The 20806-nt window shown below is 67.6% G+C and carries 22 protein-coding genes; 9 read left to right on the top strand and 13 right to left on the bottom strand.

The genetic code is table 11. From position 1 onward, the window contains the following. Positions 1-68 precede the first annotated feature (68 nt). The 4 genes from ASD94_RS12580 (at position 69) to ubiM (ending at position 3891) form a co-directional block, all read left to right on the top strand. Positions 69-680, top strand: coding sequence for a TetR/AcrR family transcriptional regulator (locus ASD94_RS12580; RefSeq protein ID WP_056643436.1), 612 nt, complete (start codon positions 69-71; stop codon positions 678-680). Positions 681-919: 239 nt separating this feature from the next. Further along, a complete protein-coding gene (locus ASD94_RS12585; protein WP_056643438.1) occupies positions 920-1816 on the top strand; it encodes an alpha/beta fold hydrolase in 897 nt (298 codons plus the stop codon). 165 nt (positions 1817-1981) lie between these two features. Then, complete coding sequence (locus tag ASD94_RS12590; RefSeq protein ID WP_056643440.1) at positions 1982-2413, top strand: hypothetical protein; 432 nt, start codon at positions 1982-1984, stop codon at positions 2411-2413. A gap of 179 nt (positions 2414-2592) precedes the next feature. Next, positions 2593-3891: a 5-demethoxyubiquinol-8 5-hydroxylase UbiM gene (ubiM, locus tag ASD94_RS12595; RefSeq protein ID WP_056643441.1), complete on the top strand. Its 1299-nt coding sequence runs from the start codon at positions 2593-2595 to the stop codon at positions 3889-3891. 131 nt (positions 3892-4022) lie between these two features. On the opposite strand, the gene ASD94_RS12600 is transcribed toward ubiM, so the two are convergent. Continuing rightward, on the bottom strand, positions 4023-4925 hold the full coding sequence (locus ASD94_RS12600) for a class I SAM-dependent methyltransferase (RefSeq protein ID WP_056643635.1): 903 nt from the start codon (positions 4923-4925) through the stop codon (positions 4023-4025). A 176-nt stretch (positions 4926-5101) separates the two neighbouring features. Next, on the bottom strand, positions 5102-5851 hold the full coding sequence (locus ASD94_RS12605) for a zf-TFIIB domain-containing protein (protein WP_056643636.1): 750 nt from the start codon (positions 5849-5851) through the stop codon (positions 5102-5104). Positions 5852-5984: 133 nt separating this feature from the next. Here ASD94_RS12605 and ASD94_RS12610 point away from each other — a divergent pair, with 133 nt between their 5' ends. From ASD94_RS12610 to ASD94_RS12625, 4 genes are all read left to right on the top strand, one after another. After that, positions 5985-7274: a solute carrier family 23 protein gene (locus tag ASD94_RS12610; protein ID WP_056643442.1), complete on the top strand. Its 1290-nt coding sequence runs from the start codon at positions 5985-5987 to the stop codon at positions 7272-7274. 162 nt (positions 7275-7436) lie between these two features. Further along, on the top strand, positions 7437-8978 hold the full coding sequence (locus ASD94_RS12615) for an acetyl-CoA hydrolase/transferase family protein (protein ID WP_056643444.1): 1542 nt from the start codon (positions 7437-7439) through the stop codon (positions 8976-8978). A gap of 184 nt (positions 8979-9162) precedes the next feature. Beyond that, positions 9163-10314 carry an ABC transporter substrate-binding protein gene (locus tag ASD94_RS12620; RefSeq protein WP_056643446.1) on the top strand — a complete coding sequence of 384 codons (1152 nt, stop codon included), beginning with the start codon at positions 9163-9165 and terminating at the stop codon, positions 10312-10314. Positions 10315-10400: 86 nt separating this feature from the next. Further along, positions 10401-10823 carry a hotdog fold thioesterase gene (locus tag ASD94_RS12625; protein WP_015011965.1) on the top strand — a complete coding sequence of 141 codons (423 nt, stop codon included), beginning with the start codon at positions 10401-10403 and terminating at the stop codon, positions 10821-10823. Between the two features lie 194 nt (positions 10824-11017). Here ASD94_RS12625 and ASD94_RS12630 read toward each other — a convergent pair whose 3' ends face one another. Continuing rightward, positions 11018-11587, bottom strand: coding sequence for a cob(I)yrinic acid a,c-diamide adenosyltransferase (locus ASD94_RS12630; protein ID WP_056643448.1), 570 nt, complete (start codon positions 11585-11587; stop codon positions 11018-11020). A 179-nt stretch (positions 11588-11766) separates the two neighbouring features. Beyond that, a complete protein-coding gene (locus ASD94_RS12635; protein ID WP_056643449.1) occupies positions 11767-12207 on the bottom strand; it encodes a hypothetical protein in 441 nt (146 codons plus the stop codon). A gap of 330 nt (positions 12208-12537) precedes the next feature. Between ASD94_RS12635 and ASD94_RS12640 the strand changes: the two genes are divergently transcribed. After that, a complete protein-coding gene (locus ASD94_RS12640; protein WP_056643638.1) occupies positions 12538-12906 on the top strand; it encodes an EF-hand domain-containing protein in 369 nt (122 codons plus the stop codon). A gap of 131 nt (positions 12907-13037) precedes the next feature. Here ASD94_RS12640 and ASD94_RS12645 read toward each other — a convergent pair whose 3' ends face one another. The 9 genes from ASD94_RS12645 to ASD94_RS12685 form a co-directional block, all read right to left on the bottom strand. Continuing rightward, on the bottom strand, positions 13038-13832 hold the full coding sequence (locus ASD94_RS12645) for an amino acid ABC transporter ATP-binding protein (protein WP_056643451.1): 795 nt from the start codon (positions 13830-13832) through the stop codon (positions 13038-13040). Beyond that, positions 13816-14469, bottom strand: coding sequence for an amino acid ABC transporter permease (locus ASD94_RS12650; RefSeq protein ID WP_056643452.1), 654 nt, complete (start codon positions 14467-14469; stop codon positions 13816-13818). Before ASD94_RS12650 ends, ASD94_RS12645 begins: the two co-directional genes overlap by 17 nt. Positions 14470-14472: 3 nt before the next feature. Then, the gene (locus ASD94_RS12655) at positions 14473-15153 is read right to left on the bottom strand and encodes an amino acid ABC transporter permease (RefSeq protein WP_056643453.1); all 681 of its coding nucleotides are present in this window, start codon (positions 15151-15153) and stop codon (positions 14473-14475) included. Positions 15154-15221: 68 nt separating this feature from the next. Then, positions 15222-16043: a transporter substrate-binding domain-containing protein gene (locus ASD94_RS12660; RefSeq protein ID WP_056643454.1), complete on the bottom strand. Its 822-nt coding sequence runs from the start codon at positions 16041-16043 to the stop codon at positions 15222-15224. Then, positions 16040-16834 carry a GntR family transcriptional regulator gene (locus ASD94_RS12665; protein ID WP_056643455.1) on the bottom strand — a complete coding sequence of 265 codons (795 nt, stop codon included), beginning with the start codon at positions 16832-16834 and terminating at the stop codon, positions 16040-16042. Before ASD94_RS12665 ends, ASD94_RS12660 begins: the two co-directional genes overlap by 4 nt. A gap of 270 nt (positions 16835-17104) precedes the next feature. Next, the gene (locus ASD94_RS12670) at positions 17105-17509 is read right to left on the bottom strand and encodes a DUF2752 domain-containing protein (protein WP_235510660.1); all 405 of its coding nucleotides are present in this window, start codon (positions 17507-17509) and stop codon (positions 17105-17107) included. Between the two features lie 31 nt (positions 17510-17540). Then, positions 17541-18113 (bottom strand): hypothetical protein, encoded by a 573-nt coding sequence (locus ASD94_RS12675; protein ID WP_056643459.1) that lies wholly within the window; start codon positions 18111-18113, stop codon positions 17541-17543. A gap of 109 nt (positions 18114-18222) precedes the next feature. Further along, positions 18223-19731, bottom strand: a complete 1509-nt coding sequence (locus tag ASD94_RS12680; protein WP_056643460.1) for a carboxylesterase/lipase family protein — start codon at positions 19729-19731, stop codon at positions 18223-18225. After that, positions 19728-20726 (bottom strand): tripartite tricarboxylate transporter substrate binding protein, encoded by a 999-nt coding sequence (locus ASD94_RS12685; protein WP_056643461.1) that lies wholly within the window; start codon positions 20724-20726, stop codon positions 19728-19730. The genes ASD94_RS12680 and ASD94_RS12685 overlap by 4 nt, the downstream gene beginning before the upstream one ends. Positions 20727-20806: the final 80 nt, after the last annotated feature.

Below are 20806 nucleotides of genomic sequence, written 5' to 3' on the forward strand. Positions count from 1 at the left end.
CGCACCCGTCACCCGGTTGACAGCGCAGGGGATTGCGCCATTTCGCACAATCGTGCTAAATTGCAGCCATGGACGCCAAAACCCAGAAAGCCGAACTCACCCGCGCCGCCATTGTCGGCGCGGCGCTGGACCTGGCTGCGGCCGAGGGGCTGGAGTCGATCACGCTGCAGGCCGTGGCCGACCGTGTGGGCCTGTCCAAGAGCGGCGTGTTCTCCCGCGCCGGCTCGCGCGAGGCACTGCAGAAGGCGGTGATCGAGGAGTTTGGCCGCCGCTTTCTGGCCGACGTGTTCGTCCCCGCCATGCAGCAACCCAAGGGCCTGCCGCGTCTGCAGGACATCATGCGCCGCTGGATTGCCCGCACGCGCGACGTAGAGGCCTTCACCGGCTGCATCTACACCGCCGGCGCGTTCGAGCTGGACGACCGCGAGGGCGAGCTGCGCGACCTGCTGCACTCTGAAATCACCCGCTGGCGCGCCGCCTTGCGGCGCACGGTGCTGCAGGCCATCGAGGCCGGGCACCTGGCGGCTGACACCCCGCCTGACCAGCTGGTAGGCGAGATCTATTCCCTGATCATGGGTCTGTTACACGACGTTCGCTTCCTGCGCGATCCGCAGGCAGTGGCACGCACCGAAGCGTCCTGGGCGCGCCTCGTCAAGAGTTACCTCCCTCTCCCTGCCTGACACCCGGTGGTGCGCGCTGGAGGCCTCTTGTTTTTTATTGCCCCAATTTCGCACGATCGTGCGAAGAAAGGAACCACCATGTTGATCATCCTGGGCATTGCCGCCATCGCGGCCGCAGCGGGCGCCATCCGGTCTCTGCGCAGCACCCTCACCAGCCTTCCGCGCAGCAACCGGGACTGGATCTTTTACTGACCGTCCACCCGGTCCGCCTCCTCCCATCTCCCTTCTGGAGCCCCACCATGAACACCTCCCCCTCCACCGCGCTGCAGGCCACGTCCAGCTTCTATGGCGAGCACCCCGGCATGCGGCTGCTGCGTGCAGCGCTGGGCACAGCCGAACGCCTGTGGCCCACCTTGGCCGTGCGCGCGGCCTACCGCCTGTTTGGAACGCCCCTGCCCCTGCGCAAACGGGGGCGCAGCGCCGTCCCACCGGGCCGCTGGCGCACGGAGCGCCTGGCGTTTGAAGACGCCGAGATCACGCTCTACCTGCCCCAGGCGCAGCCGCACGGCCCCACGGTGCTGCTGCTGCACGGCTGGGGCGGGAATGCGCGCCAGATGTTGCCGCTGGCCGACGCCTTGACCGCGCGCGGCATGCGCCCGGTGCTGGTGGACCTGCCCGCACACGGTGGCAGCCGGGGCCGCGTGAGCAACCTGCCGCAGTTCGCCCGCGCCATCGAATACACCACCACCCGCCTGCACGCGCAGGATTCGGCACCCCACGCCGTGGTGGCCCATTCGCTGGCGGCCAACGCAGCGGCCCACGCGGCCAGCCGGGGTCTGGCCACCGGGCGGCTGGTGTTGCTGGCGCCGCCCGCCTCGCCGCATGAATACACACGCCTGTTCGCGCAGGTGTTCGGCCTGTCCGAGCGCACGCGCGCCGCCATGCAGCGGCGCATCGAGGCGCGCGAGGGCATCCTGATGCGCCAGTTCGAGCCCCCGGCCGTGGGCCCACGCATTGCCCTTCCCACGCTGGTGGTGCACGACCGGGGCGACCGCATCAACCGCTTTGCCGACGGCGAGGCCTACCGCGACCACATCCCCGGCGCCACGCTGGTTGCCACCGAAGGCCTGGGCCACCGCAAGATCCTGCAGCAGCCCGAGGTGCTGCAGGCGGTGGCGGACTTCGTGGCCGCCTGAGGCATCCGGGAGCGCGGCGGCCTCCGGCGCGGTTCGCCGCCGGCCCGAAACAGCCAGCCTCTATCATCCGCAGTCGCGCCCCTGGGCGCGTTGCCGATGAACCGCTGGTGCCTGCACCGGCGGCCCTGTTGCCTGTTGCTGTCTGTTGCCACTGCCGTTTCTCTGATGTCCAAACTTCTGTCCGCCTGGCCCGCCGTGGCCCTGTTGTTGCCCGTGCTGTGGCTGGTGTCGGTCATCGTGTTCCTGGCCAAGGGCAACCGGCGCGCGGTGGCGCAGCTGATGGCCCTGCTTGCGTGCTTTCTGATCGGCGCGCTGCTCATGGAGTTCTTCACCTTCATGGGCGCCCTCATGGCCCGCTCGGGCAGCCAGCACGCCACGCCCACGCTGGGCACCGGCACGCGCCAGTTGCTGGAGACCATTGCCAACCCCCGCTCCATCACCGCACCGCCACTGTCGCTGGCGGCCTGGGCGGCGTACAGCATCCCGGCGGGCTACCTGTGGCTGCTGGTGGCGTGGGTGCTGCACCTGCGCGGCAAGAAGGCGGGCCCGGCCAAAAAGAAGTCCGCCAAAGCCCCGCGCAAGGCCGCCAAAGACTGAGTTTTATGGGTTTTAGCCCCCAGGCGCTAGAACCACATGCCTGAGCAGCTATTGTTTAGATAGCATCTCCACACCATGGCTTGACGCAGGGCAAAGCGTGCCCCAACCCGCCCGCCCACAATGGCGCGCGGCCTCCCCGTCCCGGGGCGGGCACCTTGTCACCCTGCATTCCTCCCGCCATGACCACCCACCACAGCGACGTCCTCATCGTCGGCGCAGGCCCGGCGGGCCTGTCGCTGGCCACCTCCCTGGCGCAGGCCGGGTTCACCGCCACCGTGGTGGAGCAGCAGAGCGACAGCGCGCTGGCCGCCCCCGCACCCGACGGCCGCGAAATCGCCCTCACCCACCCCAGCCGAGCCACGCTGCAGCGGCTGGGCAGCTGGGCCCACTTAGCCAACCACGAAGTGGGCCAGATTGCCGAGGCGCAAGTGCACGACGGCCCGCTGGGCCGCCACAGCGCGCTGCAACTCAACGCGGCCAGCGGCACGCGCGGTGATGCATCAGCTCCCGGCGCCCTGGGCTTCATCGTGCCCAACCACGCGCTGCGCCGCACGGCCTACACGGTGGCGGCACACACCCCTGGCGTGCGCCTGCTCACCAGCACGCAGGTCACCCGCGTGGCCACGCTGACTGGTCATGCCGAGCTGGACTGCGTGCCCACGAACGCAGCGGCACCAGCGCCCCAGCGTCTGACGGCCCCACTGCTGGTGGCCGCCGACAGCCGCTTTTCGGCCACGCGCCGCCAGCTGGGCATTGGCGCACAGATGAGTGACTTTGGCCGCACCGTCATCGTCTGCCGCATGCGCCACGCCCTGCCCCACGGCAACGTGGCGCATGAGTGTTTTGGCTACGACCGCACGCTGGCCGTGCTGCCCCTGCCCGATGACCCGCAAGAGGGGCACGCGCTGTGCTCGGTGGTGGTCACAGCGGGCGCGGCCGATGCAGCGGCGCTGATGGCCCAGAGCCCCGAGGCCTTTGCCGCCCAGGTGCAGGCCCAGTTCAACGACCGGCTGGGGCCCATGGCGCTGGTGGGTGAGCGGCACGCTTACCCGCTGGTGGCCGTGTACGCGCAGCGCTTTGCGGGCCACCGCTGCGCGCTGCTGGGCGATGCCGCCGTGGGCATGCACCCGGTCACAGCCCATGGCTACAACCTGGGCCTGGCCGGGGTGGAGCGGCTCACAGCCGCGCTGGTCAGCGCGCGCCAGCGCGGGCAGGACATGGGCAGCACCGACGCACTGGCCCCCTACGCCCAGGGCCACCACCGCCATGCCTGGCCCATCTACCAGGGCACCAACGCCATCGTGCGGCTGTACACCGACGCCCGCCCGGTGCCGCGCCTGCTGCGCCAGCTGGTGCTGCAGGGCGCGCGGCGCCTGCCGCCGCTGCAGGCGGCCATCGTGGGGCAGCTCACGGGCAAGGCCCCCGCGTGGATGCGGGTGCTGGCACCTGGGCCAGCAGCAGAACTCACAAAACAATAGCTATCAGCGCTTGTCTTCATTGGACTTCAGGCGGTTTTGGCCTGAAATCCATGGCAACACCCACGGCACAACGGGCGCGCCCTGTGCCAGTGCCCTTCGGGTGGCCTCCGCAGCGGAGGAGATGGAGCCGCTCAGGGCGAGAGGTCTTTCAGGCCCAGCGTGGCCAGGCCATACAGTGGCGCGCCGAACCAGGGGCGCCATAGCAAATCCAGGGCAATGCCCGGCCAGCCATAGCCCTCTGCCACGCTCTGCTCGCGCAGCAGCCGCAGGCGCGGGTGCACGGCGGCCAGCTCTGCCATGCGGCCCACACCCCAGCGAAACTCGGCCCCCGTAGGCCCCACGCTGGCGTGGCGGGCCGCGCAGCCCACGGCCTGGCGCGTCATCACATCCAGCACCATGCGCGAGCCCGCCGGCGCGTGCTGCGCAAACTCGGCCAGCACGGCGTGCACCTGTGCGGGCGGCAGGTACATCAGCACGCCTTCGCACACCAGCAGCACCGGCGTTGCGTTGGGCTGTGCGGGCAGCCCCAGCCGCTGCCACCAGCCGGGTTGCGACAGGTCCAGATCGGCGTGGCGCATGCGCGGGCACTGCGGGGGCAACAGCGGCGCGCGCAGCGCCATCACCTCGGGCAGATCGGCATCGAGCCACTGGTTGGCGCCTGTGTCCAGCCACTGAAAGTGGTGCGTGAGCCCACACCCCAGGTTGACGCCCAGGGCCTGGGGATGCTCGGCGAAAAAGGCGCGCCCCGCCTCCTTGATGGCCCGGGTGCGCCACAGCACATGCAGCACCGTGTGCAGGTCATTCAGGGTGCCGTTCACGTCGGCGCCCAGCTCGGCCAGCAAGGCCGGGGCCACGGCGTCGTGGCAGTCGAGCCAGGGAAAGTAGCGGCCCCCGTGAGCGCGAGCGGCCAACGGGATGAGCAGGGTGCTGGGCACGGGCGGCAGCTGCAGGCTGGCGGTGCAGCCAGCCGCGCCCTCTGGTGGCGCAGGGTTGCGCGGCGGTCGGACACGGCGTCGGGCGGGGGACTGCGGCACGGGGCGCTCCTCCAGTGGCAGCGGGCGCCACGGTTGCGTGGGATGCGGGGGGCCCAAGGTCAGGACAAGGGCCCGCAACCATTCTGAACGGTCAGCCCCAGTCTGTCGTGAATGACCGCAGCGCATGCTGCGGTATGTCAATGCGCAGGCAGGGCCCTCAGCACGTGTTCACGTTCTCAGTCCTTCATCAGCGCCCACACCAGCGCCACCCCTGCCGCCAGCAGATCTCCGGTGAACGAGCTGTCGTCCCCATCGCTGCTGCTGGTGAACGCGCGCTTCTGGCGCTCGCGCTCTGCGCGTGTGCGGTCGCGCTCCAGGGCCACCAGGGCATCGCCAATGTCCACGGGCGACGCGGGTGCCGCCTGGGCCTTGGCACGGGCGCCCGCCTGGGCATAGCCCTCCATGGCGCGCACCACGGCCTGTGGGTCGATGAGGGAGAACGCGGCGCGGCAGTAGGGGCAGGCGTGGTCCTTGCGGATGTCCACGGGCGCGCCGCAGCTGGTGCAGTAGATGGCGCCCACGCGTTGGGCCAGGTCGTCGATCTCGGGGCGCGTCATGTGGCGCACAAAGCCCTTTTCGACCATGAAGGACGAAAAACTGCTGAAGCGGCCATGCTGGCGCCCGCAGCGGTAGATCATGTAGCGGCCGCTGCGCACCACGTCGAAGCCTTTGGTCAGGCTGGTGTTGCAGCGCGGGCAGGCCATGCTCTCGGCCAGGGGATGGTGCTGGTCGATGCGGTGCTCGTGCAGCAGGCGGAACAGTTCCACCACGGCGGCGGGCGTGAGCTTGAGGTTCTCGTGCCGGTCAAACCACAGGCCCTGGCAGGCAAAGCAGATGTCCAGCTCCAGCGAATCACCCAGGTTGCTGGCAAAGCGGTGGGCCTGCATGGGCTGGCGGCACGACGGGCAGGTGGGTGCAGTGAACATGGCAGTCTGGGTCTGGGCAACGGTGCGAGGGGCGCCTTGCGGGGGCGGGCGCATCGTAACCCGCCAGGCGCCTTCGTCCCCCACCCTCGCCGCATCCACTAGCATTCGCGCCTCAACCACAAGGAACAACAACATGGGATTCATGAACTGGCGCGTGAAAAGCGCTGAGGTGTTGCAACAAGGCGGCGTGATCGCACCCGACGAGCGGCTGCCCTGGCCGCAGACGGCGGTGATGGGCGTGCAGCACGTGATTGCGATGTTTGGCGCCACGGTGCTGGCGCCCATCCTGATGGGCTTTGACCCGAACGTGGCCATCCTGATGAGCGGCATCGGCACGCTGATCTTCTTCCTCGTCACCGGCGGCAAGGTACCCAGCTACCTGGGGTCGAGCTTTGCGTTCATCGGCGTGGTGATTGCGGCCACGGGCTATGCGGGCCAGGGCCCCAACGCCAATATCGGCGTGGCGCTGGGCGGCATCATTGCTTGTGGCCTGGTCTACACGCTCATCGGCGCGCTGGTGCAGGCCATTGGCACGGACTGGATCGAGCGCTTCATGCCGCCCGTGGTCACGGGCTCGGTGGTGGCGGTGATCGGCCTGAACCTGGCGGGCATCCCCATCAAGAACATGGCGGCCAGCAACTTTGACAGCTGGATGCAGGTGGTGACCTTTGTGAGCGTGGGCCTGGTGGCCGTGCTCACGCGCGGCATGGTGCAGCGCCTCTTGATCCTGGTGGGGCTGATTGTGGCGAGCATCATCTACGCGGTACTGACCAACGGCCTGGGCCTGGGCAAGCCCATGGACCTGACCGCACTGGCCAACGCCGCGTGGTTTGGTTTGCCCAACTTTGCCGCGCCGGTGTTCAGCGGCAATGCCATGCTGCTGATCGCGCCCGTGGCCATCATCCTGGTGGCCGAGAACCTGGGCCACGTGAAGGCCGTGACGGCCATGACCGGCCAGAATCTGGACCGCTACATGGGCCGCGCGTTCATCGGCGACGGCATTGCCACCATGGTCAGCGGCAGCGCGGGCGGCACGGGCGTGACCACCTATGCCGAGAACATCGGCGTGATGGCGGCGACCAAGATCTACTCCACCGCCGTGTTCCTGGTGGCGGGCGTGTTCGCGCTGGTGCTGGGCTTTTCCCCCAAGTTCGGCGCGCTGATCCAGACGATTCCGCTGCCGGTGATGGGCGGTGTGTCCATCGTGGTGTTTGGCTTGATCGCCGTGGCCGGCGCCAAGATCTGGGTGGACAACAAGGTGGACTTCTCGCAGAACAAGAACCTCATCGTGGCGGCCATCACACTCATCCTGGGCACGGGCGACTTCACGCTGAAGTTCGGCCAGTTTGCGCTGGGCGGCATCGGCACCGCCACCTTCGGTGCGATCCTGCTGTACGCACTGCTCAACCGCAAAGCGGCGTAATCTGCGGGTGCGTGACCGTCAACACGTTCTGAGCCGACCGGACTGCATTTGTAAGGGTTAACCCCTAATTTGTAAGGAACGAAGGCTAGCATCCTGGGTTTTGTCCACGGGGCCATCCGCTCACCGGGCGGGTGGCCTCTTTTCTTTTTGCGGAGTTTGTTCATGTCCCTGGCCGATCGGGTGCTGTACCCCGACTTTCTCTCCCGCACCATGACCGCCGACGAGGCGGCCGCCCTGATCCCTGCCGGTGCCCATGTGGGCATGAGCGGCTTTACCGGCGCGGGCTACCCCAAGGCCGTGCCCGGTGCCCTGGCGCGCCGCATCGAAAGCCTGAACGCACAGGGCCATGGTTTCAAGATCGGGCTGTGGACCGGGGCCAGCACTGCGCCTGAGCTGGACGGTGCGCTGGCCCAGGTGGACGGCATCGAGATGCGCCTGCCCTACCAGTCCGACCCCACGGTGCGCCGCCAGATCAATGCGGGGCAGATGCAGTATGTGGACATCCATCTGTCGCACGTGGCGCAGTTTGTGTGGTTCGGCTTTCTGGGCAAGCTGGATGTGGCCGTGGTCGAGGTGGCGGGCGTGCTGCCCGACGGGCGGCTGATTCCGTCGTCTTCGGTGGGCAACAACAAGACCTGGCTGGACCAGGCCGACAAGGTCATCCTGGAAGTGAACACGTGGCACAACCCGCAGCTGGAGGGCATGCACGACATCTACTACGGCACCGACCTGCCGCCGCACCGCAAGCCCATCCCCATGACGCGGCCCGACGAGCGCATTGGCGAGCCCTACCTGCGCTGCGACCCGAGCAAGGTGATCGCGGTGGTGATGACCAACCAGCCCGACCGCAACAGCGTGTATGCCGCGCCCGATGACACCTCCAACCGCATCGCGGGCCACATCATCGAGTTCCTGCAGCACGAGGTGAAAAAAGGCCGCTTGCCCAAAGACCTGCTGCCGCTGCAGTCGGGCGTGGGCAACATCGCCAACGCGGTGCTGGCGGGGCTGAACAACGGCCCGTTCGAGAACCTCACGGCCTACACCGAGGTGCTGCAGGACGGCATGCTGGACATGCTGCGCTCGGGCAAGCTGGCCAGCGCCTCGGCCACGGCGCTGTCGCTGAGCCCAGCGGCCATGCAGGACTTCAACGAGCGCATCGAGTACTACAAAGAGCGCATCGTGCTGCGCCCGCAGGAGATCAGCAACCACCCCGAGCTGATCCGCCGCATGGGCCTGATTGCGATGAACGGGATGATCGAGGCCGACATCTACGGCAACGTGAACTCCACCCACGTGATGGGCTCGGCCATCATGAACGGCATCGGCGGCTCGGGCGACTTTGCGCGCAATGCCTACTTGTCGATCTTCATGACGCCGTCGCTGGCCAAGAACGGCAGCATCTCGTGCATCGTGCCCATGGCCTCGCACGTGGACCACACCGAGCACGATGTGCAGATCCTCGTCACCGAGCAAGGCCTGGCCGACCTGCGCGGCCACTCGCCCTCGCAGCGCGCCGAGATCATCATCGACCGCTGCGCACACCCGGACTTCCGGCCCGCTCTGCACGACTATGTGGCCCGCGCCAAGCGCGGCGCCGTGGGCCAGCACACGCCGCACCTGCTGAACGAGGCGCTGTCGTGGCACCAGCGGTACGTGGAGACGGGCAGCATGCGGCTGAACCCGCCCCCCGCCAGCGCGGCCTAAGGGCAGGAACCCGGCCCCATCAAAGGCCCCCCGGGGCCTATGGGCGTGCGAGCCATTGACAGCCAATTGCCAGCGGAGCCGGATAACATTCAGGGTTTACCCTGGGTTCACCCCCTCCCCCTGTCCACCCCCACCAGCCCCCATCCGGGGCTGGTGGCATTTTTGTCTGCGAGTTTTCGTCACCATGCAACGCCGTCAGTTCACCCAATCCCTCGTGGCCGCCAGCGCCGGCCTGCTGCTTGCCACCTCATCGCGCGCCGTGGGCGTGCAAGACCCCATGGACGCCAAGAGCGTGACCATTGGCTGCTCGCTGGGCACCACCGGCGCGCTGGCCAGCCTGGGCAAGGAACTCAAGCAGGGGCTGGATGCGGGCATTGCCCAAGCCAACGCCAAGGGCATCCACGGCCGCGAAATCAAGCTGCTGGCCCTGGACGACGGCTATGACGCCACGCGCTCCGAAGACAACGTGCGCAAGCTGATTGCCGATGCCAACGTGGTGTCGCTGATCTCCTGCATGGGCACGGCCAACAACCAGCGCATCCTGCCGCTGGTGGACGAGGCGCAGATCCCCTACGTGGCCCCCCAGAGCGGCGCCACCTCGCTGCGCAAGGCCGAGTACCGCTCGGTGTTCCACGTGCGCGCCAGCTACACCGACGAGGCCCAGCGCCTGGCGCAGAAGCTGGTGTCCATGGGCATCACCGAGCTGGCCGTCGTGTACCAGGACACCGCCTTTGGCCGCGAGTTTCTGGCCGACGTGACCAAGGCCATGGCCGCCGCCAAGCAGCCCGCGCCCAAGGCCTTCAAGCTCGACGCCCAAGGCGCCCAGGTGGCCGATGTAGTGGGCAAGGCCGTGGCCGCCAAGCCCAATGCGGTGCTGCTGGGCACGGCGGGCGACATCACCGCCACGCTGGTCAACGAGTTCAAGAAAGTCTCGCCCAGCACGCCGCTGGCTGCCACCAGCGTGGCGCTGTCGGGCGACAACCTACGCCAGCTGGGCGGCAAGGCCTCGGGCATTGCGCTGTCCATGGTGCTGCCCGATGCGGCCCGCACCAGCTATGCCGTGGTGCGCGACTACCAGAAGGCCATGCGCGCACTGGGCTACCAGGAGTTCTCGGCCCGCAGCTTTGAAGGCTATGTGAACGCCCGCGTGCTGGCCGAGGGCCTGGAGCGCGCCGGCCGCGACCTGACCCGTGCCAAGCTGCGCAACGCCCTCGCAGGCATCCGCAGCAATGACCTCGGCGGCCTGTCCATCGACTATGCCAGCGGCGCGCCGTATGTGGGCTCGCGCTTTCTGGACCTGGGGGTGATGGGCGCCAACGGGAAGTTTGTGGGCTGAGGCCAGGCGCGTGCGGCACAGGGCGGCGCCACGGGCATTGGCACAATCAGCGGCTTGCACTGACTTGGCCCTGCCCCGTGAACACCATGCCCATCTGGAAGAAACCCATCGACCTGGCCCTGCTGAAGGCCGCCAACCGCAACACCGCCGTAGAGCACCTGGGCATTGAATTTGTCGAGGTGGGTGACGACTTTCTGCGCGCTCGGGTGCCGGTAGACCACCGCACCATCCAGCCTTTTGGCCTGCTGCACGGCGGCGTCAGCGTGGTACTGGCCGAGTCCATGGGCTCCACCGGCGCTTACTACGCCCTGCCCGAGGGCTACCGCGCCGTGGGCCTGGACATCAACGCCAACCACCTGCGCTCTGCCACCAGCGGCTGGGTGACCGGCACGGCCAAGCCGGTGCACATCGGCCGCACCACGCATGTGTGGCACATCGATCTGCACAACGAAGCGGGTGAGCTGACCTGTGTGTCGCGGCTGACGATGGCGATTCTTGCACCGAGGTAGAGGACTTCCCCCTGAGCGGCTGCGCCGCTTCCCCCTTCTCTCGAATCGCTGACGCGATTCGGGAAGGGGGACGATGCCCTCGCTGCGGGGCCGCCCTTGCTTGGCATCCCTGGCACGGGGCACGCCCATGGCACAGGCTGGAAATTTGATTGAACTCGGCCCCTAGCGCTTACCAGACAAGCGTTAACAGCTATTTATTTAGTAGCATTTTGCTGTGCCAGGCGCTCGCTTTTCCAGTACACGTCATCCCCGCCATCCATGCGGTTGAGCACGCGGGCCAGCACGAACATCAGGTCGGAGAGGCGGTTGAGGTACTGGCGTGGGGCGTCGTTCAGTGCCTCTTCGTTGCCCAGGGCGACGACGGCGCGTTCGGCGCGGCGGGCCACGGTGCGGCAGATGTGGGCTTGCGATGCGGCGCGCGTGCCTGCGGGCAAGATGAACTCCTGCAGGCGCGGCAGCGCGGCATTGTGGTGGGCCAGGGCATCGTCCAGTGCCAGCACGGCTTCGGCCTTGAGCAATTCAAAGCCCGGGATCGACAGCTCACCGCCCAGGTTGAACAACTGGTGCTGCACCTCGACCAGCAGGGCGCGGACTTCGTCGGGCATGGGCTCGCACAGCAGCAGGCCGATGTGGGAATTGAGCTCATCCACATCCCCCATCGCGTGGATGCGCAAGCTGTTCTTGGAGACGCGCTGGTTGTTGCCCAGGCCGGTGGTGCCGGCGTCGCCCGTGCGCGTGGCGATCTGTGAAAGTCGGTTGGCCATGTGTGGATGCAGTCAGCGAAGGAGGGATAGGCCCGATTGTCCCCGAGCGCACATTCCCCCTTCCGACCGCGCGGTCGAGATGCAAAAACGCCCCCTGCGCAAAGGCGCAAGGGGCGAATGACTCACGCTGAAGACGGCTGGCCGGACCGGTGAGCAGGGCACCGCCGCATGGATCGGTATCAGTGCGTGGCGGAAGTGCGGTTCAGCTTGTCAATGTCTGCCGTGGACACGCCCGTGTTGCCAGGCTGCATCTGGTTCCAGGCCTGCGCGTGGTAGGTGTCCCATTCGGCGCGCGACACCATGCCATCGCCATTGGTGTCCATCAGCCGCGCATTCACGCGCATGTCGGCCTTGGCCGCCGCCTTGCCGCCCGCAGCGCTGGGGTTGATCTCTGCCACGGGGGCCGCGCGGCCATCACCGGCGGCAGGGTTGGCGGGCGCTGCCGTGCTGCGGCTGGCGCGCTGGTCCACCTTGTTCTGGGCCGCCGACGCGGCAGCGCCTCCCGATGCCGCAGGGTTCACCTCGGCCGGAGGACGCGCGGTGTTGTTGGCGGGCGCCTGGGCCAATGCCGCTGTGCAGGCGAAGGCAGCGAGTGCGGCGAGAACAGTTTGCTTGTGCATGGAATAGCTCCTTGAAGTTGAACAACAGCATCCGCAGGGAATGCATGAAGGTCATTGTTGGAAGGAGCGTGGGCAAGGGCTGTAGGACACACGCTGGCATGCCGGTCAGCCCCTGCGAGCCCCGGGGCGTAGGGCCAGGCTCTGCCCGTAACCAGGGCGCAGGCCTACGTTTGGCTACATCCGGCGCGGGCTCAGACACAAAACACGGCCGGGGCGTTACACAGCGCAGGCAAATGTAGAGTGAGGCAACAGCAGGCAAGAATGCTGGCGCCGGAAGCTGTGCTGCGGTGCAATGCAAGCCTGTTCAACTTCAAAGGAGCCAGGCTCAACATGAAAGCACTGCAACGACGCAACTACTCGTTCGACACGCGCAGCGTGATGCTCTTCGCAGCCCTCTCTTTGGGTGGTGTGGGTGCCTTGCAGGCACAGACCTCATCACCGTCCTCCCCTCCCCAATTCGGTCCCCAGAGCAAGAGCTCCGCACAGGCAGGCTCGGGCTTTTCGGTGGGGCCCAACAGTGGTGGCATTTCCTCCGCAGCCACTGCCGCCTTTGACAAGGCCGACGTGAACAAGGACGGCCAGCTGAGCGTGCAAGAGGCCGCCACGCTGCCAGCCATCAGCCAACGTTTCAAGGAACTCGACACCGACAAGAACGGATCGCTGTCCCGCACAGAATTCGACAAGGGGGTGCAGTCCTGACCCTGCCCACCGCTTACCCGCTCTGAGCCAGAGGCCGGGGTAGGCGCAACTACCAAACTGCAAAGCCTGCCCGCGCTGGAACTCCAGGGCGTGGGCAGGCCTTTGTGCGTACGAGCAGTGGCAAATGAATTTCAGTCGTGCAACGACGACAAAAACTGCTGCAGTTCAGGCGTCTGCGGGTTTCCAAACAGCTGGGCGGGCGTACCCTGTTCATGCACCCGCCCCTGGTGCATGAAGATCACGCGGTCGCTCACCTTGCGGGCAAACGCCATCTCGTGCGTGACCATCATCAGCGTCATGCCTTCCTGCGCCAGCGACTCCACCACGCGCAGCACTTCGCCCACGAGTTCAGGATCCAGCGCCGAGGTGATCTCGTCGCACAGTAGCACCTGCGGCTCCATGGCCAGCGCGCGGGCTATGGCCACGCGCTGCTGCTGGCCGCCCGAGAGCTGATCGGGCATGGCGTCAAACTTTTCGGCCAGACCCACGCGTGCCAGCAGCTGGCGCGCCTGCGCCTCGGCGGCCTTGGCGTCGCGGGCCTTCACCAGCGTGGGCGCGAGCATGATGTTTCGGCCCACACTGAGGTGCGGAAACAGGTTGAAGCTCTGGAAGATCATGCCCACCTGCTGGCGCAGCGCGCGCATGGCCGCGGGGCTGTCGTGCAGCAGCTTTTGGCCGCTGACGCTGAGCGCGCCCTCCTGGAACTCTTCCAGCCCGTTCACACAGCGCAGCAAGGTGCTTTTGCCCGAGCCGCTCTTGCCGATGATGGCAATCACCTCGCCGCGTTGCACCTTGAGGTCAATGCCCTTGAGCACCTCGTTGCTGCCGTAGGACTTGCGCAGGGCCGTGATTTCCACGATAGGGGGATCGCCCACCACAATGCCGTCGTGCGCGGGGACCGGGGTGGTTTCAACGGCGGTTGCCATGGAGTTTCCTTTCAAGCGATTGCGCCACCAGGCTCACCGGGAAGCACAAAACAAAATACAGCAGCGCTACGCACGCGTAGACGAGGAAGGGCTGGTAGGTGGCGTTGGAGATCATGCTGCCCGCCTTGGTCAGCTCCACAAAGCCGATGACCGAAGCCAGCGCCGTGCCCTTGATCACCTGCACCAGAAAGCCCACCGTGGGCGGCACCGCGATGCGCAGCGCCTGCGGCAACACCACATGGCGCAGCTGCTCGCCGAAGTTGAGCGCCAGGCTCTGCGCCGCCTCCCACTGCCCCTTGGGGATGGAGGCCACACAGCCGCGCCAGATCTCGGTGAGGTAGGCGCTGGTGTAGAGCGTGAGCGCCACCGCAGCGGCCGTCCACGGCGAGGTCTTGATACCGAACAGCGCAATGCCGAAGTACGCGAGGAACAGCTGCATCAGCAGCGGCGTGCCCTGGAACACCTGCACGTAGACGCCCACGGCGCGATCCACGCCACGCACTTTAGACAGGCGCAACACCAGCAGCACCAGGCCCACCAGGCCACCACCGACGAAGGCGATGAGGGACAGGGACACCGTCCAGCGCGCTGCAAGCAGCAGGTTGCGCAGGATGTCCCAAAGGGAGAATTCCACCATGGCTTATCTCCCCACCAAAAATCGGGCGCCCATCCACATGAGCAGGCGGCGGGTCAACATGGACAGCACCAGATACACAGCCGTGGCCAGGATGAAGGCCTCGAACGCGCGGAAGGTGTTGCTGGAGATGAGGTTGGCGGCGTAGCTCAGCTCGGGCGTGGAGATCTGCCCGCACACGGCCGAGCCCAGCATCACGATGATGATCTGGCTGACCATGGCGGGCCACACCTTTTGCAGCGCGGGCGGCAGCACCACACGGCGGAAGGTCTGGCCCGGCGTGAGCGCCAGGCTGTGAGCAGCTTCGATCTGGCCACGGGGCGTGGCCTCGATGCCAGCGCGGATGATCTCGGCCGAATACGCGCCCAGGTTGATCACCATGGCCAGCACGGATGCGAACTCGGGCGAGAGCTTGAGCCCCATCGCGGGCAGCCCGAAGAACAGAAAGAACAGCTGCACGATGAAGGGCGTGTTGCGCACCAGTTCCACATAGCTGGCCACGGCCCAGCGCAACGCAGTGGGCCGGTGGCCCAGGTTGCGCGCCCGTGCCCAGGCACAGGCACAGGCCGTACCCAGCATAAGGCCCAGCACGGTGCCCACGATGGTGAGGCCAATGGTCCAGACCACGCCGCGCACCAGCAGCGGCCACGACGCAAGGACGGCAGAAAAATCGAGCGCAATCAGCATGCTTGTGCCCTGCGGCGCTTGTCGCGCCACAGGCCCTTGGGTTTCAGCAGTTCATCCGGTGCGCAGCATCACAGGGGCAGGTCGCCCGCGGGGCGGCCCAGCCACTTGTTGGATAGCTTGTCGATGTCACCCGATTTGCGCGCCTCGGCAATGATCTCGTTCACGCGCAGGCGCAGCTTGTCTTCGCCCTTGGCCACGCCAATGAAGTTGGGGCTGTCCTTGAGCAGCAGCTTGTATTCGGTGGCCAGGTTGGGGTTCTTGACCATGATGGTGCCCGCCGTCGATGCGCTGGTCGCAATGGCCTGCGTCTGGCCCGACACAAAGGCCGCAATGCTGGCGGCGTGGTCTTCAAAGCGCTTCACGTCGACGCCGGGAGGCGCGACCTTGGCCAGCTCCTGGTCTTCCATCGCGCCGCGCGTCACGGCCACGGTCTTGCCCGCCAGGTCGGCAAAACTCTTGATGTTCAGGCTCTTGCTCGCAAACACGGCCTGGAAGAACGGTGCGTAGGCGGCGGTGAAGTCGATCACCTTCTCGCGTTCGGGGTTCTTGCCCAGCGTGGAGATCACCAGGTCGGCCTTCTGCGTCTGCAGGTACGGGATGCGGTTGGCGCTGGTCACGGGGATCAGTTCGACCTTCACACCCAGCTTGGTGCCGATGTAGTTGGCCATCTCCACGTCCAGGCCCTGGGGCTTGAGATCGGTGCCGACAAAGCCGTAGGGCGGGTAGTCGGTGGGGATGGCGATCTTGATTTCCTTGGCCTTGAGGATGTTGTCCAGCGCGTTCTGCGCGTAGGCGGCGGGCGCCATCAGGGCCGCTGCAAGGCCGGTGGCGGCAAGCACGCCCAGGGTCAGGCGGCGGGTGGACGAGGTGACGGTGCGGACGGTGGTCATAGCAGGGCTCCTAGGTAGGTGGATGCGTCGGCAGGTGCGTCTGGGTCAGACGCTGGGGGGATGGAACTCTTGGCTGCGCGGGGCTTGCGCGCGCGGGCTGGTGGGGTGGCTGATGCTGGGCTCTTGCTCACCGGTGCCAGCGCGTCGCGCAGCCCAGCCAGCGGATCGCTGCTGGCCTGCAGGCGCAAGGCCGACTGCACGGTGCCGATGTGCTCGGACATGAGTGCCTCGGCGCCGGCAATGTCGCCCGCCTCCAGCGCCTCGACGATGCGTACATGGTCGGCGCAGCTCTGCGCCGCATCGTGCGACGACTGGTAGAGCATGGCGATGAGCGTGGTGCGCGCCGTGAAATCGCGCAGCGTGTCGGCCAGCAGGCTGTTGCCCAGGCATTCGGCCAGGCACACGTGGAAGTCTCCCAGCAAGAAGCTGCGTATTCCCACGTCGGTGCCCGCCAGTGCGGCTTTTTCGCGCTGCAGGTGGCTCTTGAGCTGGCGCAGCGCCGTCTTGTCCACCACCTTGAGCTGGTGCAGCAAACCCAGTTCAATCACGCGGCGCGCCTCGAAGGCCTCGCGCGCCTCGTCCTGCGAGGGCTCGATCACATACCAGCCGCGCCGGGCACTGACGGTGACGATGCCGCGTGTGGCGAGCCGGGTGAGCGCCTCGCGCACGATGGTGCGGCTGCAGTCGAACAACATGGCCAATTGCTGCTCGCCCAGGCGGGAGCCGGGCGCGAGCTTTTGCGCCATCACGGCTTCGATGATGCGGTTGCTGATCTCGGTGGCGGTGGTCATTGCCTGCGGTATCGCAGGTTCCGTGCCAACTGGTATACAAGCTGAATGCACCAGCCTGGCGCACGGCGGCTGTGCACCATGGGGGCAGCCTGCCCCGCAACGAGGCGCAGGGCTGCGCTAGACCGAACCAAAAGGATGCTGGCGCATGGATGTGGTGCAGCCCCCCGGCGCTGGCGGGCCACTCACTACGCACGGCGCCCTAACGGCCGCAGAAAGCTATCGCTTTTGCCCGTAGGGAAGCAACAAAGCCCCTCCGGGCCCAGCAAGCCGTTATACGAGCCCCGCCAGGCGCGAGACCCAGGACAGCACCAGCCCGCTACCCACCATGGTTAACACTGCCGGGTGCCACCACGGCCAGCGCGCCACGCGGCGGCGGCCCTGGGCGCCTTCGACCAACGCCTGGCCCGCCAGCAGCACCAGCCACACCAGCAACAGCACTGCGCCCGGGTTGGCGGCCCAGGCGGCTGACCAATCGCCCTGGATCAGGGCTGCACAGGCATGGGTGCCGCCGCACAGCGGGCAGGGCATCCCCGTCAGCGCGCGAAACCCGCAGCCCAGGCCCAGCCCACCCTGCCCTAGCCACGACGGCGTGGCAGCCATGGCTAGGGGCCAGCCCAGGCCGAACGCCATCCGCAGCCGCCGCGCGCTGCCATCCAGCGGCTGCCAGGCGGGCATGCCGCCCACCGGCACCACGACGGGTCCGGGGTCAGAGGGGAGGCAACGCGACCGGTTCATCGCCCACCAATTGGCGTGCCATGTAGTACGACCCGATGGTGGACAGCGGCAACGTCAGCAGCGCGCCCACCCAGCACAGCAGAAAGCCCAGCGAGCCCACAATGCCCAGCACCAGCGAGCAGAAGAAGGCCGAGCCGAGGTTCTTGGTCACGATAGTCCAGGCCTGGCTGAAGGCGGCCACACCGTCGCGCTCTCCGCGCGCCACCAGGAACAGCGCCACCGGGGGCAGAGCCATGACCAGCAGGCCAGGGATGAAGCACAGCATGAAGCCCAGCGACACCACCAGCGAGCTGATGAGCCCCGCCACAAACGCGGGCACAAAGTCGTCAAAGCCCCGAAAGACATCGCCGATCTGCACCGCTTCGCCGCGCGTCTCGCGCTCGATCATGCGCATGTAGCCCACCATCATGGGCCCGGCCAACAGGCCCGCGCTGATGCCGGCGACCACCATCACCAGCAAGGTGCAAACCACATGGGTGAGCACGTTTTTCTTGAAGGTGCCCCAGGCACCCGACAGGCAATCTCCCACACTGGCTGAAGCCATGGCAATCCCTCTCTCTGTAGTTGGTTGGTCGCGCACAAGCGCCAGCCCAGTGTAGCGAGCCAGCTGCTGCTGCGGTACCCCCTGGCGAGAGATCCCAGAGAGCGGATCGCTACAGCACGCCCTCCCACAGCGCGAACCGCTCAGGCTGCGTGTGGGGCGCACAGAACAGTGTCTCCCCCACATGCTGGACCGGCGGCTGTGCGCCGGTATACGGCGCCCATCCAGGGTTGCCATCCCGCGCAAACGCCACCCAACGCTGCTGAAGCGCCTCGGACAACGCAACGGGCGGCGCGGGCCCTGCAAGTTCCTCCCCCGTGGGCGTGTGGAGATTGCCGAACACAAATGGCAACTCCACCCCGTGCGCAGCGCCCAGGCGCCCGCGCCACTGCGGCGAGGACCAGGTGAATTCATAGCCATGGGCGCTGCGGGCCCAGCGGCTGGCCAGCGCGGCAATGCGTTGCGCGGGCACGCGGTAGTAGTAGTCGGACTGCAGCGCGCACAGCCACTCCCCGGGCGTTTGCAGCGCGGGCGGCAGCATGCTGCGCAGGGCCTCGGCAGCATCTGTGGGCAAGCCTACATCCTGCGCAAAGGCATGGCCCTGCGCCTCCGTCACCCGGTCGATGGCACCGCCGGGCACGTGGTAGAGGCGCATCTCCTGCGCGTTGCTGCCCACCAGCACCTGCAGGTCGGGCGGCTGTGCCCCCCACTGCTGCGTCAGCGCCTTCAGCGGCGGTGCAGTGAGTACTTGACCATCGACCACGGGCCGCAGGGGAAAGAAGTTGCGCCCGCCCAGCCCGTGCTGTTGCCGCAGGGCCGGCTCGGACGCGAGCCGGTGCACAGCGTGCAGCACGGCGGTCTGCGGCGCTCCTCCCAATGCAGTCAGGGTGGGCTCCACCCCGGCCAGCGTGGCTACGGCGCGGCGCGCGGCGGCGGCTTCCTCCAAAGTTTGGCAGGCCACGCTGGGGCTTTGCAGAATGACACGCTGGAACAGCCCGCGCGACACGGGCATGCCCATCAAGCAGGCCACGGCCCCGGCGCCGGCCGACTGGCCGAACACGGTGGTGCGCGCTGCATCGCCGCCCCAGGCGTGGATATGGTCCCGCACCCACTGCAGTGCCAACATCAAGTCCAGCAGGCCGCGATTGGCAGGCGCAGCCTGCTCCTCGCCCTCGAAGTGCAAAAAACCGTCTATGCCCAGCCGGTACTGCACCGACACCAGCACCACGCCCCGCCGCGCGAGCACCGCGCCGTCGTACAGCGGCTCGCTGGCCGCGCCGCGAAAGAAGCCGCCGCCATGCACCCACACCATCACGGGCAGATGCGCGCCAGGTTCAGCGGGCGGCGCCCACACGTTGATGGCCAGGCAGTCGTCGCCCCCCAGCATGGGCGCATCGGCACGCGCGGTGCGGGGCAGCTGGGGTGCCATGGGCGCGAACGCCGTGGCATCGCGCACACCGATCCACGGCGAAGCTGGCACCGGCGCCGCAAACCGCAGCGCGCCGCGTGGCGCCTGTGCGTAGGGCATGCCACAGAAGACACGCACGCCCTCCTCCCACAGGCCGCGCAGCTGCCCACCATGGGCCAGCGTGACCCGGGGCTCCGCAGTGCCCACCGTCATTCGGTGGCCAGGCCCAGCTTGTCGATCAGTGGGCGCCACACGGCCGCATCGCGTGCCGCCCAGGCGCGTGCGTCGGCCGGCGCGGTGGCAGTGAGCGTGACGTTCATGGCTTCGAGGCGGGACTTGTACTGCGCATCGCCGCCCCGGCATTTCTCTGTGGCGGCATTGAGCCGGTTCAGCAGCTCGGGCGGGGTGCCGGCCTTGGCCACCACGGCAATCCACGCGGGCCGCGCCAGGTCGCTGGCGGCGGGCAGGGCCTCGGCGATGGTGGGCACATCGGGCAGCAAGGGCGAGCGCTGCGTACCAAACAGCGCCAGAGGCACCAGCTTGCCCGCCTTGACCTGCGCGGCCGCCGTGCCAATCACCAGCGTCATCGCGTGGATCTGCTGGCCCATGAGCGCGGTGAGGCCCGCGCCCTCGCCCACAAAGGGCACATGGGTGCCGGGCACGCCCAGCTTTTCGACGAGCGCAGAGGTCAGCAGGTGCGCCGGGCTGCCCTTGCCCGGCGAACCGAAGTTGATACCGCCCGGGGTGGCGCGCGCCAGCTTCTGCAGATCCGCCAAGCTGGCAATGCCCTGCCCCGCTGGCACAGCCAGCACCAGCGGCGATGTGCCCAGCACAGCCACGCCGTCAAAGTCGCGCAGCGGGTCATAAGGCTGCTGCTTGTAGACGTAGGGCGTGATGGTCATCTGCGACATGCCGATGCTCAGCAGGTTGTAGCCATCTGCAGGCTGGGCCTTGAGGTAGTTGACGGCCAGGATGCCGTTGGCCCCGGGCTTGTTCTGCACCACCACGGGCTGGCCCAGCTCGCGCGCGGCGCAATCAGCCCACACGCGGGTCATCGCGTCCGAGCCGCTGCCCGGCGGCTGCTGGGCGATGAGCTGGATGGGTTTCGCCGGGTAGGCTGCGGGCTGCTGTGCCAGGGCGCCACCGGCCAGGCAGGCGAGTGCGGCCAGCGCGACCGTGCGTGGAACGCGCGTGAATGCTGAGGTCATGGTGTGTCTCCTAGTGATTTTTTCGATGGATGTACGCGTTGCGTGGTGTGCAGGCGGGAGATGCCGCACACCACAACAAG

This window comes from Acidovorax sp. Root70 (assembly GCF_001428225.1).
GTDB lineage: Bacteria > Pseudomonadota > Gammaproteobacteria > Burkholderiales > Burkholderiaceae_C > Acidovorax.

Excerpts from the sequence above, each read along its gene's own strand:
- ASD94_RS12580 (WP_056643436.1), top strand. The coding sequence starts at position 69 with ATGGACGCCAAAACCCAGAAAGCCGAACTCACCCGCGCCGCCATTGTC.
- ASD94_RS12585 (WP_056643438.1), top strand. The coding sequence starts at position 920 with ATGAACACCTCCCCCTCCACCGCGCTGCAGGCCACGTCCAGCTTCTAT.
- ASD94_RS12590 (WP_056643440.1), top strand. The coding sequence starts at position 1,982 with ATGTCCAAACTTCTGTCCGCCTGGCCCGCCGTGGCCCTGTTGTTGCCC.
- ubiM (WP_056643441.1), top strand. The coding sequence starts at position 2,593 with ATGACCACCCACCACAGCGACGTCCTCATCGTCGGCGCAGGCCCGGCG.
- ASD94_RS12605 (WP_056643636.1), bottom strand. The coding sequence starts at position 5,851 with ATGTTCACTGCACCCACCTGCCCGTCGTGCCGCCAGCCCATGCAGGCC.
- ASD94_RS12610 (WP_056643442.1), top strand. The coding sequence starts at position 5,985 with ATGGGATTCATGAACTGGCGCGTGAAAAGCGCTGAGGTGTTGCAACAA.
- ASD94_RS12615 (WP_056643444.1), top strand. The coding sequence starts at position 7,437 with ATGTCCCTGGCCGATCGGGTGCTGTACCCCGACTTTCTCTCCCGCACC.
- ASD94_RS12620 (WP_056643446.1), top strand. The coding sequence starts at position 9,163 with ATGCAACGCCGTCAGTTCACCCAATCCCTCGTGGCCGCCAGCGCCGGC.
- ASD94_RS12625 (WP_015011965.1), top strand. The coding sequence starts at position 10,401 with ATGCCCATCTGGAAGAAACCCATCGACCTGGCCCTGCTGAAGGCCGCC.
- ASD94_RS12630 (WP_056643448.1), bottom strand. The coding sequence starts at position 11,587 with ATGGCCAACCGACTTTCACAGATCGCCACGCGCACGGGCGACGCCGGC.
- ASD94_RS12635 (WP_056643449.1), bottom strand. The coding sequence starts at position 12,207 with ATGCACAAGCAAACTGTTCTCGCCGCACTCGCTGCCTTCGCCTGCACA.
- ASD94_RS12640 (WP_056643638.1), top strand. The coding sequence starts at position 12,538 with ATGAAAGCACTGCAACGACGCAACTACTCGTTCGACACGCGCAGCGTG.
- ASD94_RS12645 (WP_056643451.1), bottom strand. The coding sequence starts at position 13,832 with ATGGCAACCGCCGTTGAAACCACCCCGGTCCCCGCGCACGACGGCATT.
- ASD94_RS12650 (WP_056643452.1), bottom strand. The coding sequence starts at position 14,469 with ATGGTGGAATTCTCCCTTTGGGACATCCTGCGCAACCTGCTGCTTGCA.
- ASD94_RS12655 (WP_056643453.1), bottom strand. The coding sequence starts at position 15,153 with ATGCTGATTGCGCTCGATTTTTCTGCCGTCCTTGCGTCGTGGCCGCTG.
- ASD94_RS12660 (WP_056643454.1), bottom strand. The coding sequence starts at position 16,043 with ATGACCACCGTCCGCACCGTCACCTCGTCCACCCGCCGCCTGACCCTG.
- ASD94_RS12665 (WP_056643455.1), bottom strand. The coding sequence starts at position 16,834 with ATGACCACCGCCACCGAGATCAGCAACCGCATCATCGAAGCCGTGATG.
- ASD94_RS12670 (WP_235510660.1), bottom strand. The coding sequence starts at position 17,509 with ATGCCCGCCTGGCAGCCGCTGGATGGCAGCGCGCGGCGGCTGCGGATG.
- ASD94_RS12675 (WP_056643459.1), bottom strand. The coding sequence starts at position 18,113 with ATGGCTTCAGCCAGTGTGGGAGATTGCCTGTCGGGTGCCTGGGGCACC.
- ASD94_RS12680 (WP_056643460.1), bottom strand. The coding sequence starts at position 19,731 with ATGACGGTGGGCACTGCGGAGCCCCGGGTCACGCTGGCCCATGGTGGG.
- ASD94_RS12685 (WP_056643461.1), bottom strand. The coding sequence starts at position 20,726 with ATGACCTCAGCATTCACGCGCGTTCCACGCACGGTCGCGCTGGCCGCA.